Raw genomic sequence first — 15,208 nt, 5'->3', positions numbered from 1 at the left:
TAAGTATATACATGAATATAGACAAAATTAAACATAAAGATTTTTTTAACACTATATTGATTTCCTTCCTTTTATACAACAAAATATACATAAGCGACTATATAGGCAGCTAATACCGATGCACCATAAAGTACTGCATACATAGACTTAAAGATCTGCAAAAATTATAAATGTTACGAAATATTAAGAATATGTTGCTTATGTATGAATATGTATACCAGAGATTGTACTATATGTCAAGCATGAATTGCTCATATAGCGGCTTCTTTATCTTCTGTCTTGTTATTTCCACTAAGTTAAGTGCGGTTATATCAACTGCAACTGCTTTAAGCGGATCCTTTTTTAATTCATCGCTTATAATACAAAAAAGCTCGTCCTGATCCTGTTTTGTATTCATATCTATAAAATCCACTACCACTATTCCTGAAATATTCCTTAACCTAAGTTGTCTTGCAATCTCAATAGCAGCTTCAATGTTTGTACGTTTTGCATTTTCATTTGCACTTCCCTTATTGCTGCGTTTTCCGGTGTTTACATCAATCACAGTAAGCCCCTCAGTATATTCTATTACTATATATGCCCCTGACTTAAGCCAGACCTTTTTAGTAAGTACCTCAGAAAGGAGAGTTTCTATGCTGTAAAGCTTTGAAAGCGGTTGAAGAAGATCATTATAAAACCGTATTCGTGGCAGATAGCTGCTGTCATGATATTCAACAAACTGCCTTATCTCATTATAAATAGGCTCAATATCGGTAAGTATCTCCATAAGCCCTGAGTTGAGATACTTTTTTACCATACTTATATAACTTTTATCTGATGAATATAAAAAGCTGGGTGAAGTCCTGTAAGCCGCCTTTTCAAAGATATCTCCAAGCTTTTCTTTATATGTTTTTATATCATTTATAATAAGTGCCTTATCAACATTGTAGGCATTTGTCCTTAAAAGTATATCAATGTCCGCATCAAGATATTCCTTTAAAGCCTCAGACATCTCCTGCTTCCATTCACCGTCCTTAATCTTTGATGAAAAATGAATCCTCCCCCTACCTATTGATACCACTGCATATATACCGCTAAGTGATATATGTGAACTTGTAATAGGTACTTTAGATTTTGCAGATTCCTTTATTACCTGTACAAGTATATCATCTCCCTCTTTCAGATTGCTGTGAGGCATTTTATCAAGGTAGAGATGACTTTTATTATCATTTAGGCTGTAGAAGCATTTCATGTTCCTTCCTCTATTATCTTTTTGTACACATATATCAAGAAATGCCGCATCTATATTCGGGGTTATATTTTTTACCTTTGCTACATGTATGGAATTCAAAAGCGGTTCACCCAGTATATGTGTATCTATATCATACGCTTTGCCATTCACATAGACTATTGAAATGATCTTTTTGTTATACCTGGTAATAATAATTTTATGTGATATCCTCTCCATAGTCCTCCAAACTACGATGCCCTTCATCATAAAGCTCTGTTCTTATAATACTGCATTTTATGTCAGGCATGCTTCCATATTTTTTTAGCGCCTGTAAAACAAGCTCCGGTTTTAAATTATCAGTGCTTCCTTGTGTGATATTCATAAATATCATATCTCCATAAAAAGACTTTTTATTTACAACCGTATTTCTCGTATATTCAATATGCCTTATAAACGGCATAATGTCAAGTACTTTTACTTTATCCTTACTTTTTTTTTCAATTAAAAGACTCTCATTTGACATAAGCAGTTCCGGATATTTTCTGAAATCATTTTCTGAGAAATTCGACTGTATATTATCTTCATCATTTATACCTGATAAATTAAATAGAAGTATGTAATCTGCAAGTCCAACAGACGACATGGCATTTTTTTTAGGTCCTTTAAGCTGCCTAAATGAAAGCACTTCCATTCCTTCACACATATTTTCATTAAGAATTTTTACGGCTTCATCTGATTTTAGCCCGGCACATGCCTCATCATACAGCTCTATATCCATATATTCACCAAGTCCTTCAATACCAAGTCCCAGCGGAGCGGCAAATGACATTATCTGATGAGGTGAAAAACCTTCACTGTACTTAATCGGCAAATTGGATTTTCTCATAACCTTCTGAAAAAACCTCATTATATCAAGATGCCCTACAAATCTCATATGTCCGGTTTTTGAAAATTTTATCCTAATGTCCACAGCATACACCCGAATTAAACTTTCTCGCACCGCATGCCAGACATGCCTGCCTGCAATTCGGAGAAACCTTGTCTTTGCAGGCGGCTTCCCATTCTCTTTTTAAAAAACTTTTGTCAACACCTATATCAATAAAATCCCAAGGAAGCACCTCATCAACTTTCCTTTCTCTTAAAGTATAAAACTCATAATCAACACCTGTATTTTTAAATGCCCGCATCCATATATCATTATCAAACATATCAGACCATGAATCATATAATGCTCCAAGCCTGTAAGCTTCTTCTATAACTGCACAAACCTTCCTGTCTCCTCTTGCAAATACACCTTCAAGTACAGTTACTTCAGCATCATGGTATTGATATTTTATACTTTTTTTATTCAGCTGTTCTTTTAAAGTGTCTTTAACAAGATATGCCCTTTCAAGGTACTGTTCTCTTTTTAACATAGATGACCACTGAAAAGGAGTAAAGGGTTTAGGAACAAAAAATGATGAGCTTGCAGTTATCTGCACCTTGCCGTTTCTTTCATCTTTAGGGATTTCATAATATTTTTCCGCAAGCTTTTCACATAGTAAAGGGATCCCTTTTATATCATCTTCATTTTCAGTGGGCAGCCCAAGCATAAAATAAAGCTTAACCTTGTTCCAGCCACCTTTAAAAGCCTGCATGGCACCACCTATTATATCTTCTTGTGTTATGCCTTTATTAATAACATCACGCAGTCTCTGCGTACCTGCTTCAGGTGCAAAAGTAAGTGAACTTTTTTTAATATCCTGAACTCTTTTCATTATATCGAGAGAAAATGAATCTATCCTTAAAGACGGCAGTGATATATTTATATTGTGCTTTCCGGTATATTCTATAAGAAACTCAAGCAGCTGCGAAAGTCCGCTGTAATCGCTTGAACTTAATGAACTGAGTGATATCTCCTGTGCACCTGTTATCTCAAGCATAGTAAGTGCATAATTTTTAAGGTACTCGACAGAATGTTCTCTTAAAGGTCTGTATACAAACCCCGCCTGACAGAATCTGCACCCTCTTATACAGCCTCTCATAAGTTCAAGTACAACACGATCCTGAGTTACTTTTATAAACGGAACTACAGGCTTATTTATAAAATGCACCTTGTCCATATCGGTTACAATCTGCCTCTTTACAATTTCAGGGACATCATCAAAAACGGGTTTAAAACTGCTTATAATACCGTCATTATCATACTGCACCTCATACAAACACGGTACATACATTCCTTCAATATGTGATGCCAGCCTTAGAAAATCCCCCCTTGCAATTTTCAGCTTTTTGCATTTTTTATAAAGTTCAAATAATTCATCATATCTTACCTCACCCTCGCCTATATAAAATATGTCAAAAAAATCGGCAAGCGGCTCCGGATTATATGAACATGGACCGCCGCCTATAACTATCGGCATATCATCGGTACGCTCACATGAGTGTATAGGTATGCCTGACAAATCTAAAATCTGGAGTATATTGGTATAGCACATCTCATACTGTAATGTTATACCTAAAAAATCAGCCTCCTTTACAGGCTGCTGGCTCTCAAGTGAAAAAAGAGGTATATTTTCCTTACGCAGGAGCCTGTCAAGATCAACCCACGGTGAAAAAAGCCTCTCACAAAATACATCATTTCTTTTATTAAACATATCATATAAAATCTGTATCCCTATATGACTCATGCCTATCTCATAAACATCAGGAAAGCACATCACAAATCTTATAATGTCACTATGCAACTCTTTACAGGCACTATTCATCTCACCGCCTATATATCTTGCAGGTTTTTCAACTGACAGCAGCTGTTTATCACTTAAAGCAAGTTTTCTCATAAAATCTTTTTCCCTTAAATTATCATCTATATCTGTTTTTTAAATCAATCTCAAGCTGTTCAAGGTAATGCAGCATGAAGTCGTTTTTTATATTTATTAAAAGACTCTTGTCAAGCTCGTTATACGAAAAACTTTTTTTACCCCCATCAAGCATTCTCTGCCAGAATTCTGAAAGTGTAGAAAAAGGGATATAATAAGCTTCGTTTTTTGATGTAAAAAATACTATTAAAAAGGCGGTTCCTGCCTGCTTTTCAAAAGCTCTCATAAATTCCATCTGATGTATATGCACATTGCTGAGAGGAAATATCTCGGCTGCACATTCCTTTGCATCAAAACATACAGGTATACCCTGTACAACTCCTATATAATCAACCGTACTTTTCTTATCAAAATATGCAAGAGTAATATGTCGGCTTGTTCTGTCTATATTAACAGGAGTTATAGGTGTAGGGATTTTTTGAACAAGTGCAAGTCCTTCCGATTTATAAATCTCATTAGTATAATTAATCATATCTTCAAGAGCTGAACCCCTAAGTCCTCTCGATTTCCATGTTGCCATGCCTATGCCTTTCTATAAGTTTATACTATAATATTTTTAATGATAAATAATAAAAACGGTTATGGCAGCGGCATAATTTTTTCAAATATTTCAGGCATCGGTGCAGTAAATGTTCTGCCGCTTAAATATGAAAACTCACCGGTTATATCGGGCATTTTTATAGTATATGAGTGCAGCAGCTGGTATCTGAAACCGTATTTTTTAAACACTGCCTTTGTATTGACGGTATTTATGTCTTTAGTATTATAATCCTGTACATCTTCATTTGATTTACTTGAAAAATATTTATTATCTCCTACTATCTGATGCCCTATCGAAGCAAGATGTGCTCTTATCTGATGCGTCCTTCCGGTAATCAGCCTAACCTCAAGCAATGTCATGCCTCCAAGGCTTCTAAGCGGGGTATATTCCGTCTCTATGTATTTTGAGTCTGGAAACTCGGCAGTTACGATTTTAACCTTATTATTTGAACCATCTTTATAAAGCCAGCCCTTTATAACTTTTTTTTCATTAACAATGCCTTTAACTATACATACATATCTTTTATCAAGCTGTCTTTCCTTTATAAGCGTACTCATTTTTTTTGCCGCCTTATAGGTTTTTGCACATATCAAAAGCCCGCTTGTATTTCTATCCAGTCTGCTGCATGCCGACGGTCTGAACAGCCTGAATTTTTCCTCATCAATAGCACCCTTTTTTATAAGGTAATTTATTAAAAGCTCATTTACCGATATATCTCCGCTTGCGGCTTTTTGTGAAAGTACGCCTACCGGTTTATTAATCATTATAATATCGGCATCTTCGTATACTATATCCTTTGCGGTAAGCATATCCTTTTCATACATCTTACCCACCTTTCTATCCTGCTTTTTAACGATAGGATTTAACTTATGTACGTTTTCAGATTTTTCAAAAAATTCATCAGCAAGCCATAATTTTATATTATCACCTGCACATAACCTTTCAGAACCATCAGCTTTTTTTGAGTTCAAGACTATATTTTTCTTTCTAAGCATCTTATATATGAGGCTCAAAGGAATATCCGGCATATATTTTTTTAACAGCTTATCAAGTCTTTGACCTGAATCCGACTCATTTATATATATCTGTCTCATTACTTCAATTTTATAATTTTCATCAAAAAACCATGCGGCATCAGTTTTGTACAAAATCTGAATATATTCATACCAAAGCCGTAAACCGACACGGACCTCCTAAGCAGTGAATCCGAGATTGCTCTTGAAACTACCGCCCGGGCATCTGCCATAAATATTTTTTTATAAAATGCCATACTATGTTTTTTTTCGGCTTTTTTAAAAAATTCTGTTGAAACCGGTCCGGGGCATACTGCAATTACATTGATTTTTCTTTTTTTAAGCTCATTAGATAATGCTCTTGAATAAGAAAGTACATATGCCTTTGAAGCGGCATAAACGGCAAATCCCGGCTGCGGCATAAACGCAGCTGCCGAAGCTAACATAAATATTGAAGATCCTTCTGACATATACTTAAGACATATATTGGTAAGCAGCGTAACACCTCTTACATTTAAATCCAGCATCTCAGCTTCAATCCTCATATCATACTCACCTACATCACCTATAATTCCGAAACCTGCCGCATTTACAAGATATTTAATTTTAGGGTTATTGTTTTTTAAATCTTTTTGAAGTTCCTCTATTGAAGCGGTTTTTTCAAGATCAAGTGCAAATATCCTGGTTTTTGAGCCAAGCTTTCGTGAAAGAATCTCAAGCCGCTTTTTTCTTCTGGCAATCAACCAAAACTCATCAATGTCCTTATCAAGACTGTTCAATTTAAGTGCAAACTGTAATCCCATACCTGAAGATGCCCCTGTTATAACTGCTATATTCATATATTCCTCCAAATGATGTAGGTGTCAAAAGTATTTGACACCTACATCATATTATAACTGCTCAACAGTATTTATTGCTGTAATTTTTAAATTATATTATATCACGGTAGTCAACTATATATCCGTCGGCAAGTCGAATCTTTTCCTCCTTTAAATGAAGTGAAAAATCATCTTCAACCGCATATACTCTCATGCCTGCCGCCTTTCCCGCCATAATTCCTGCCGGAACATCTTCAAATACAAGACAGCTTTTTACATCACTTGAAAGTATGTCCGCCGCCCTCAGATAGATATCGGGAGACGGCTTACCTTTTTTAACATCACAGCCCGTAACTACTGTATCAAAATATTTCTTTATATTAAGCGACTCAAGCACCGCATCTACCATTCTGCGTCCATTGCTTGTTGCAATTCCGGTCTTTATGCCATTTCTTTTTATATAATTTAAAAAATCATATACTCCCTTTTTTAACTTGACCTCATATTTGTATTTATCAACCGACATTTCCTCCCAGTCTGACTTTATTTTGTCAACTTCATCATGAAGTTCAAATTTATTTTTGAAATAGGTTGCCGTTTCTGTAAAACTCATGCCCTCTATCTCTCTTTCGATACCGTCAGGACATGAAATTCCATATCTTGCAAGGTATTCACGGTCTATCTCACCCCACATCCACATAGAATCAACAAGTGTGCCGTCAAGGTCAAATAGGCATGTTTTTATATTATCTCTTATGTGCATAATCATATCTTTATATTTACTCATAATATTTAATCATATCATCCGATATCTCTTTATTTTCTATATTGTATTTTAATCAGCTGCATTTTATGCGTTATATCGGGTTAATTGACAAATTTATTTGTTTTACCTGTCTAAGTCATACGCCAGCCGGGATAATACTTGTTTTTACATTTGTATCCGCTTTGCTTTACAAAACCAAGCGGATAGCCACATACACATACAAGCCTGAAGCCGTCATATAGCTTTGTATCTTCTATGGTTTCACCTTTAAGATATTTTATAACCCTGTTGTCATCTATATCTAAATCAAGCGGATTATCCCATTCATCTGCTTTTAAATTCATAGCAAGTGCCTGAGACGGTTCAAATCTTAAATTTTTTATTCTTCCCAGCAAAAGCCCCGTCCTTAAATAGTGCAGGTTATTATCCAAAACATAAAATTCGGGAAGATAATATATATATTCCCTGTTTATATAAAATCTGTCTCTATCCCAATTTCTGTATATATGCTTAAGAAATTCCATACAACTTTCAGGTATTTTAGATGTTGTTTCCACCCTTTTTCCATGTTTTTTCTTTGTTATTACAGATTTGTTTTTAGAGACTTTACTATCAGTATATTTATTGATACAGTGATTTAAATCTTCTTTTTCATATGTATATATATCAGTATCTTCATCTTTCTTGCGCCTTTTAATTTTTGCAATAAAATGCCCTTCTCCGTCTATTCTGTGAGGAAAAAGTCTTACAGACCCTTCAAGGTGTGTTGAATTATAAAATCCCTTATATATATCAATCGGTTCAAGATAAAAATCATTATGTAATCTTAAAAAGCCCCCTACTACATACTCATTTTCGGCGACAGAATATGTACAGGTTGAATATATTATGCTTCCCCCGGGCTTTAAAAGTCTCGAGGCTATATCAATCAGTTGTGCCTGTATAGCAGTAAATGCCTCAGGTCCTCTCTTTTTATATTCTTCAAGCACTGCCCTGTCTTTTCTGAACATCCCTTCCCCTGAACATGGTGCATCAAGTATTATACTGTCAAAATAACCGCTAAAACATTTCACCAGATTTTCAGGCTTTTCACAAGTGATAATTATATTTCCCGCACCCGTAAGTTCCAGATTCTTAAGCAGTGCTTTTGCCCTTGTGGCACTTATGTCATTTGATACAAGAAGCCCGTCTCCTCCAAGTCTTGCGGCGGCTTCAGTACTTTTGCCGCCGGGTGCCGCACAAAGATCAAGCACCTTTGAATGAGGTTTTATATCTGCTAAAGCAGCCGGTGCCATAGCGGAAGGTTCCTGCAAATAATAAAGTCCGGCATGATAATAAGGATTTTTTGACAAACTTGTTTTTTGAGTTGTATAAAAACCGTTTGATGTCCATGGTACAGGCTTAAAATCATTTTTAAATAATTCCTTAAATCTCTGAGGAGCGATTTTTAATGTATTTACCCTTACTCCTGAATATGCTTTTTTTCCAAGGCTTTCAATGTAAAGCGGATATTCTCCGCCTAAAAGCTTTTTCATTGATTCAAGATATTTTTCTGGAAGATTTGTAATATCAAGCATGTAAATAATATTCCGTCTTTTATATTTAAAATTTTATTTTTCATATTCCTGACATATCAATTCTTTCACCATATGCCGGATTAATTTATTCAACTCTTTCCCCATTTTCATTTACTCTGTAATCACCGATTGTTGTATTTACAGAAAGTTCACAGCGTTCATTAAAATGGTACCACTTTCCGTCTATATATCTCCATAAATTGCATGCAAGATATCCGCCGTCTTCAGCATAATACCAGTTACCGTTAATTGAAAACCACTGATGTTCAGCTATATATCCTCCCTGCTGTGCATAATACCACTTTTCATTTACATTTATAAGAGAGTTTTCTTCAAGTATTCCATGTTCATTGAATCTGAACCAGCGCTCATTATCTTTAATCCACGAGGAAACAATCCTCTTGCCATTTTGAATATAGTACCATCTTCCATCTTTTTCCCGGTTCCAGCCTTCGGTATCAATTTCTTTTTTATTAAGCGTAGTATGTTTTATCTTAGGTACTTTTTTCTTAGCGATGCGGTTTACCTTTCCTAAAACGGTATAATCTGCTGTAGTTTTATATTGCGGACCTGTATTAAATTTACTTATGTCTGCTGATGATATACCTGCTGCAAGAAAAGCTGCAAATGCGGCTAAAAGAACTATTTTAGTATTTGAATTCGTACTAATTATTTTTTTGTTCATAAATTTACCTCCATCACAAAATTGTTATATAATTTATATAATACATTATTTTGTTTGTTTTTACCATAAGGATTTTTTACAAAACAACACTCTGTCTAAATAATGTTAAAAATCAATATATTCCATAATATGGTCAATAAGTGCCTCTTTATTATCAGAATATCTTAAAACATCAATCCATATAACATCTTTTTCATGTTTAAACCATGTAAGCTGACGTTTCGCAAAATGTCTTGTATCCTTTTTAATAAGGTCTATCGATTCTGAAAAACTGTATTTTCCGTCCAGATAATCAAGCAGCTGCCTATATCCTATTCCATGCATTGAAATATAGTTAGATGTAAGTCCCTTCTCCTTAAGAGTTCTGACTTCATCAACAAAACCGTCAGATATCATCTTGTCAACCCTTATATCAATCCTCTTATAAAGCGTATTTCTGTCCATATTTAAAACAAAATACTTAAAATCATAAAGGGGCTTGTTTTCTTTTTGAATCCTGTTATGTTCCGAAATTTTCTCTCCTGTAAGCATTACATACTCCAGTGCTCTTATTATTCTTTTTTTATTGTTTTTATGAATTAAGCAGGACGACTCAGGATCAAGGGCTGCAAGCTTTTTATGCATATAATCGGCTCCGTATAAGTCATATTCTCTGTCAAGCTTATTTCTTAAATCATCGGACCCGGAAGCTTTTTTTTCAAAATTAATACCGTAAATCAGCGACTGTATATAAAATCCGGTTCCGCCCGTGATTATAGGTATTTTCCCTGCACTATGGATGTTCTTTACCGCATTTTCTGCCATATCCTTAAAAATTGTAATGTTAAAATCTTCAAATGGAGACAATACATCTATAAGATGGTGTTTTACACCTTCCATCTCTTTTTGGGTTATCTTTGCAGTACCTATATCCATACCTCTGTAAACCTGCATTGAATCGGCACTTATAATTTCAGTACCTATTCTTTTTGCAAGTTTTATTGAAACGGCAGTTTTTCCTACGGCAGTAGGTCCGGCAATTATTATGATTTTATTATTAAGCATATAAATACTAGACTATCCTCTTAAATTTTTTTTCAAGATCATATTTTGTCATTTCAATTATAGTAGGTCTGCCATGCGGACAGTTATAAGGATTTTTAAGGCTTAAAAGTTCATCTATAAGTTTATCCGCTTCAGAATATGAAAGTCTTTGATTCCCCTTAACCGCAGCCTTACATGACATGGAGGCTATCTTTTCAATTACTGAAATCGGTTCCATATCGGTATTTATCTCTGAAAGTCCTGACAGCACTTCTTTAAACACGGATTCCTTTGAAACTGACGGCAGCAGTGAAGGAACAGCACCTACACTATAATCCTTTCCTCCAAAATTCTCAAACTCAAAACCCAGCTTAAGCAAATAATCCCTATATCTATAAGCCGCCTCGGCTTCAATATCACTTAAGGTAATTATAAGAGGAGGACTTAAAAGCTGTGAGGTTATCTGTGCATCTTTGTACTGCTTAAGAAATTTTTCATACATGACCTTTTCATGTGCCGCATGCTGATCTATAAAATACATTTTATCATCAAATTCAATTATCCAATAAGTGTTAAATAGCTGTCCGACTATTCTGTGATAGGGCTTTGCCTCCTCAGATAAAAAACTTACCTGTGAAAAATTATTTTTTTTATGGGGAACACTGACTGTTTCGGCAGTTACATCATTATTTTTAAAATCAATATCTGTTTTTATATCAGATTTGTAAATATCCTGCTCACTTTTGTGCTCATCTTTTTTAATTATTGAATCGTAGATAGTATTATAATGTGTGGCATTATTTATATTTTTATCAGCACTTCTTTTTACTTCAAACGGTTCAGGAGGCTTAGGAATTTTTTCTGCTGTCTTTTTTTCTGCATAATACTTTACATCACTTTTTAAAGGAGCTTTTAAATCATTTTTTTGTTCATATTTATAATATTTTTCATTATTTGCTTTCTTTTCATCTTTTATTTTAACCTGCCTTATAAGAGCTTCATTCTTAAACACCTCTGATACTGCATCTTTTACAGCATTATATATATATTCAGGATCTTCAAACCTTACTTCAAGCTTTCCCGGATGTACATTTATATCAACACTATGTGTGTCTGTCGTAATATATAATATAGCAAACGGGTATTTATGCTGCATCATCTTATCTGCAAAACCGTCCTCAATCCCCCTTGATACATACTTATCCTTTATATACCTTCCATTTATAAATATAATCTCCATATTTCTGTTTGCAAGGCAGAACTCAGGCTTTCCTACACAGCCGCTTATTTTAATATTCTCATTTTCATAATTTATTTCTAAAATTGATGAGGCTGCATTTTTTCCGTATATCTGGTATACTATATCCTTAAGACTGCCGTTACCCTGTGTGTGCAGCAGGATTTTATTATTATTTATATATTTAAAAGTGATATTTCTGTTTGAAAGTGCCAATTTTTGTACAAGTTCGCTTATATATGCCGTTTCAGTACGATCGGATTTAAGAAATTTACGTCTGGCAGGTATATTAAAAAATACATCTCTTACAATTACGGTAGTTCCTTCAGGTGTACCGACATCTTCAAAAGCGACGTCAAAACCGCCTTCAATACAGTATCTCGCTCCCATAAGTTCTCCACGCATTTTGCTCAGTATCTCAGTTTTTGATATTGCCGCTATGCTTGAGAGCGCTTCTCCTCTAAAACCTAATGTAAGAACCGACTCAAGGTCTGAAGCGGACTTTATTTTACTTGTTGCATGCCTTAAAAAAGCGGTCTTTATTTCATTCTTTTTAATTCCGCTTCCATTGTCGGTTACTCTTATCAGACTTGTGCCGCCGTCCTTAATCTCTATACTCACTGCATTTGCACCGCTGTCAAGTGCATTTTCAAGAAGCTCTTTAACTATTGAAGCAGGTCTTTCAATTACTTCACCTGCAGCTATTTTATCAATTGTATTTTTATCAAGTATTGCAATCATAATAAGACCCCATATTATATAAAGTTTGCATGACATCAAACCCTGTTTTTTACAGTATTTTGAAGTCTATATAAGGTATTTAGTGCATCTATCGGTGTTATTACCGACAGATCAATATCTCTTATCTCCGAAATTATCTCATCATCTTTTACAGTATCAAATATTGAGAGCTGTGATGCTTCAAGCTCATCCTGCCTTGGAACAGGCTTATATCCCTTTCCTGAGGCTATCACCCTTGCATTGTTGGCTATATCAGCCCCTGAAAGCTCCTCAAGCAGTTCTTTTGCCCTTTTTATAACATTTTCAGGTATGCCGGCAAGTTTTGCAACCTGTATACCATAGCTCTTGTCTGCACCACCTTTTATTATTTTTCGTAAAAATGTTATATTATCACCGCTTTCCTTTACAAGTATACAGTAGTTGTTTACCCCCGATATACTGCCTTCAAGCTCGGTAAGTTCATGATAATGTGTTGAAAATAAAGTTTTTGCTCCAAGTATCTTAGTATTTGATATATGCTCAACTACTGCCCATGCTATTGAAAGTCCGTCAAAAGTTGAAGTACCTCTTCCGATTTCATCAAGAATTATAAAACTGTTTTTTGTAGCATTTTTTAAAATATCCGCAACCTCATTCATCTCAACCATAAATGTAGACTGACCGCTTCCAAGATCGTCCGATGCACCTACTCTTGTAAATATACGGTCGCATATACATATATCGGCAGATTTTGCAGGCACAAATGCCCCTATCTGTGCCATAAGCACTATAAGTGCATTCTGTCTCATATAAGTCGATTTTCCCGCCATATTTGGACCTGTAATTATACCCATACGGTTTTTAGCATTGTCAAGGAAGGTATCATTGGCTATAAATGCCTCATTTTTTATCATTCTTTCAACTACCGGATGCCTGCCCTCCTTTATACTGATAATTCCTTTTGAATTAATTGACGGCTTTACATAATTATATTTATATGCCGCATTTGCAAATGATATAAGTACATCAAAAGCGGCAATCGTCTTTGCACTTGCCTGTATTCTGGCAACCTGTGCTGCGGTTTTTTCTCTTATTAAATTAAAAACAGAATATTCAAGCTCAATCAGTTTACCATTTGCACCCAGTATAAGTTCTTCAATTTCAGCAAGTTCTGTGGTTGTATACCTTTCGGCATTTGCAAGTGTCTGCCTTCTTATAAAATAGTCAGGTACGGAGGCTTTATATGAATTTGTAACTTCAAAATAATATCCGAAAACCTTATTGTATTTTATTTTTAAGGTTTTAATTCCCGTTTTTTTTCTCTCTTTCGTTTCAAGTTTGGCAAGCCAGTTCTTTCCCTCGCTGCCTGCACTTCTAAGTTTATCAATCTCATCGCTGTATCCGGATTTTATTATCCCTCCCTCTTTTAATAAAGCGGGAGCATCCTCACTTATAGAATTAAATATAAGTTCATAAACATCTTCAAGCACATCAAAGTCCTGGTTCAGGCTGCATATAAGTCTGCTTGAAAAGGTGTTTATAATATTCTTTATATGAGGAAGCATCTTAAGTGAGGCTGCAAGGGCGAGCATATCCTTTGTTCCTGCAAGCCCTGAGCTTATCCTGCCTATAAGTCTTTCAAGATCATATACCGAAGAGAGATATTCACCCAGTTCCTGTCTGTCTATATACCTGTCAAGAAACTCCGCAACCGACTCATGTCTTTTTTCTATCGCATCTGTGTTTATAAGCGGCTGTTCAATATAACTTCTTAAAAGTCTTGCCCCCATTGCAGTCCTTGTTTTGTCAATTACCCATAAAAGACTTCCATATTTTTTCTTTTCACGCATAGTTTCAAAAAGTTCAAGATTTCTCTTTGAACCTGCGTCCATTATCATATACTCACCGCAACTGTAATAATTTATACTTTGTATATTCGGACATGATGATTTTTGTGTTTCATAAAGGTATCTAAGTGCCGCCCCTGCTGATATTATACCCTCCGGCATAGCAAAAAATCCCGGTCGTTCACCGGCTGATATATTAAACTGCCTGGATATAATATTTCTACATTCCTTTTCATTATAATATTGATCGTCTAAAAATGATATTCCAAACCCATATTGATTTTTTAATACATCAAGTTCGGCTGTACTGATCTTAAAAGCATGATTGCATATCACTTCAGAAGGTGAATACCTGCTTATTTCATCATATAATTCATGTACACTGTCTGCCTGCGTAACAAAAAAATCTCCAGTACTTATATCAACCGCCGCTATACCGAAATGATTTGAAAGATAGGATATACTAAGCAGATAATTGTTTTTATCATCCTTAAGTACATTTGAGCTTGTTATAGTACCCGGGGTTACAATCCTTACTACTTCACGTTTGACAAGCCCCTTTGCAAGCTTAGGATCCTCAACCTGTTCAGCGATAGCCACTTTGTAACCCTTTAGAACCAGCTTATCAAGGTAAACTTCAGCCGAATGATATGGAACACCGCACATAGGTGCCCTCTCCTCAAGCCCGCAGTCTTTACCTGTAAGAGTTAATTCAAGCTCCTTTGAGGCAAGCTTTGCATCTTCAAAAAACATCTCATAAAAATCTCCAAGCCTGTAAAACAGTATACATTCCGGATATTCCTCCTTAGTCTTAAGATACTGTTTCATCATAGGGGTCATTCCCGACAAAATACCGCCTCCTCATCTATTTTATATACGTTGTCTTAATATAGCCTCTTTATATAGAGTTTAT

12 protein-coding genes are annotated in these 15,208 nt (G+C 35.1%); all 12 read right to left on the bottom strand.

What is annotated here, in order from left to right:
- Positions 1–229: 229 nt before the first annotated feature.
- The 12 genes from HMPREF9333_RS04000 to mutS all read right to left on the bottom strand — a co-directional run bounded on the left by HMPREF9333_RS04000 (position 230) and on the right by mutS (position 15,135).
- The gene (locus HMPREF9333_RS04000; RefSeq protein WP_005539964.1) at positions 230–1,447 is read right to left on the bottom strand and encodes a ribonuclease E/G; all 1,218 of its coding nucleotides are present in this window, start codon (positions 1,445–1,447) and stop codon (positions 230–232) included.
- Positions 1,428–2,180: a TIGR03936 family radical SAM-associated protein gene (locus HMPREF9333_RS03995; protein WP_040882256.1), complete on the bottom strand. Its 753-nt coding sequence runs from the start codon at positions 2,178–2,180 to the stop codon at positions 1,428–1,430. The genes HMPREF9333_RS04000 and HMPREF9333_RS03995 overlap by 20 nt, the downstream gene beginning before the upstream one ends.
- The gene (locus tag HMPREF9333_RS03990; RefSeq protein WP_005539962.1) at positions 2,170–4,029 is read right to left on the bottom strand and encodes a TIGR03960 family B12-binding radical SAM protein; all 1,860 of its coding nucleotides are present in this window, start codon (positions 4,027–4,029) and stop codon (positions 2,170–2,172) included. The genes HMPREF9333_RS03995 and HMPREF9333_RS03990 overlap by 11 nt, the downstream gene beginning before the upstream one ends.
- Positions 4,030–4,051: 22 nt before the next feature.
- Entirely contained in the window at positions 4,052–4,588 is a 537-nt protein-coding gene (locus HMPREF9333_RS03985; protein ID WP_005539961.1) for a Holliday junction resolvase RecU, read from the bottom strand.
- 59 nt (positions 4,589–4,647) lie between these two features.
- Positions 4,648–5,757, bottom strand: coding sequence for an RluA family pseudouridine synthase (locus HMPREF9333_RS03980; RefSeq protein ID WP_050798097.1), 1,110 nt, complete (start codon positions 5,755–5,757; stop codon positions 4,648–4,650).
- On the bottom strand, positions 5,703–6,461 hold the full coding sequence (locus tag HMPREF9333_RS03975; protein WP_005539959.1) for an SDR family NAD(P)-dependent oxidoreductase: 759 nt from the start codon (positions 6,459–6,461) through the stop codon (positions 5,703–5,705). Before HMPREF9333_RS03975 ends, HMPREF9333_RS03980 begins: the two co-directional genes overlap by 55 nt.
- Before the next feature lie 91 nt (positions 6,462–6,552).
- On the bottom strand, positions 6,553–7,227 hold the full coding sequence (locus HMPREF9333_RS03970) for an HAD family hydrolase (protein ID WP_005539958.1): 675 nt from the start codon (positions 7,225–7,227) through the stop codon (positions 6,553–6,555).
- A gap of 110 nt (positions 7,228–7,337) precedes the next feature.
- Positions 7,338–8,783 (bottom strand): RsmB/NOP family class I SAM-dependent RNA methyltransferase, encoded by a 1,446-nt coding sequence (locus HMPREF9333_RS03965; protein WP_005539957.1) that lies wholly within the window; start codon positions 8,781–8,783, stop codon positions 7,338–7,340.
- Between the two features lie 85 nt (positions 8,784–8,868).
- Positions 8,869–9,468 (bottom strand): hypothetical protein, encoded by a 600-nt coding sequence (locus HMPREF9333_RS03960; RefSeq protein WP_005539955.1) that lies wholly within the window; start codon positions 9,466–9,468, stop codon positions 8,869–8,871.
- Positions 9,469–9,573: 105 nt separating this feature from the next.
- Positions 9,574–10,512 (bottom strand): tRNA (adenosine(37)-N6)-dimethylallyltransferase MiaA, encoded by a 939-nt coding sequence (miaA, locus tag HMPREF9333_RS03955; RefSeq protein ID WP_005539953.1) that lies wholly within the window; start codon positions 10,510–10,512, stop codon positions 9,574–9,576.
- 7 nt (positions 10,513–10,519) lie between these two features.
- Entirely contained in the window at positions 10,520–12,469 is a 1,950-nt protein-coding gene (gene mutL, locus HMPREF9333_RS03950; RefSeq protein ID WP_040882252.1) for a DNA mismatch repair endonuclease MutL, read from the bottom strand.
- Positions 12,470–12,504: 35 nt separating this feature from the next.
- Positions 12,505–15,135 (bottom strand): DNA mismatch repair protein MutS, encoded by a 2,631-nt coding sequence (gene mutS, locus HMPREF9333_RS03945; protein WP_040882251.1) that lies wholly within the window; start codon positions 15,133–15,135, stop codon positions 12,505–12,507.
- Between the last annotated feature and the right edge of the window lie 73 nt (positions 15,136–15,208).

This window comes from Johnsonella ignava ATCC 51276 (genome assembly GCF_000235445.1).
In the GTDB taxonomy this organism is placed as follows: Bacteria; Bacillota; Clostridia; order Lachnospirales; family Lachnospiraceae; genus Johnsonella; species Johnsonella ignava.
Note: the sequence above shows the minus strand (reverse complement) of the source record. Positions and strands in the feature narration are given on the sequence as shown.

Coding starts and splice junctions, on each gene's coding strand:
- HMPREF9333_RS04000 (WP_005539964.1), bottom strand. CDS start 1,447: ATGGAGAGGATATCACATAAAATTATTATTACCAGGTATAACAAAAAG.
- HMPREF9333_RS03990 (WP_005539962.1), bottom strand. CDS start 4,029: ATGAGAAAACTTGCTTTAAGTGATAAACAGCTGCTGTCAGTTGAAAAA.
- HMPREF9333_RS03985 (WP_005539961.1), bottom strand. CDS start 4,588: ATGGCAACATGGAAATCGAGAGGACTTAGGGGTTCAGCTCTTGAAGAT.
- HMPREF9333_RS03975 (WP_005539959.1), bottom strand. CDS start 6,461: ATGAATATAGCAGTTATAACAGGGGCATCTTCAGGTATGGGATTACAG.
- HMPREF9333_RS03970 (WP_005539958.1), bottom strand. CDS start 7,227: ATGAGTAAATATAAAGATATGATTATGCACATAAGAGATAATATAAAA.
- HMPREF9333_RS03965 (WP_005539957.1), bottom strand. CDS start 8,783: ATGCTTGATATTACAAATCTTCCAGAAAAATATCTTGAATCAATGAAA.
- HMPREF9333_RS03960 (WP_005539955.1), bottom strand. CDS start 9,468: ATGAACAAAAAAATAATTAGTACGAATTCAAATACTAAAATAGTTCTT.
- miaA (WP_005539953.1), bottom strand. CDS start 10,512: ATGCTTAATAATAAAATCATAATAATTGCCGGACCTACTGCCGTAGGA.
- mutL (WP_040882252.1), bottom strand. CDS start 12,469: ATGATTGCAATACTTGATAAAAATACAATTGATAAAATAGCTGCAGGT.
- mutS (WP_040882251.1), bottom strand. CDS start 15,135: ATGACCCCTATGATGAAACAGTATCTTAAGACTAAGGAGGAATATCCG.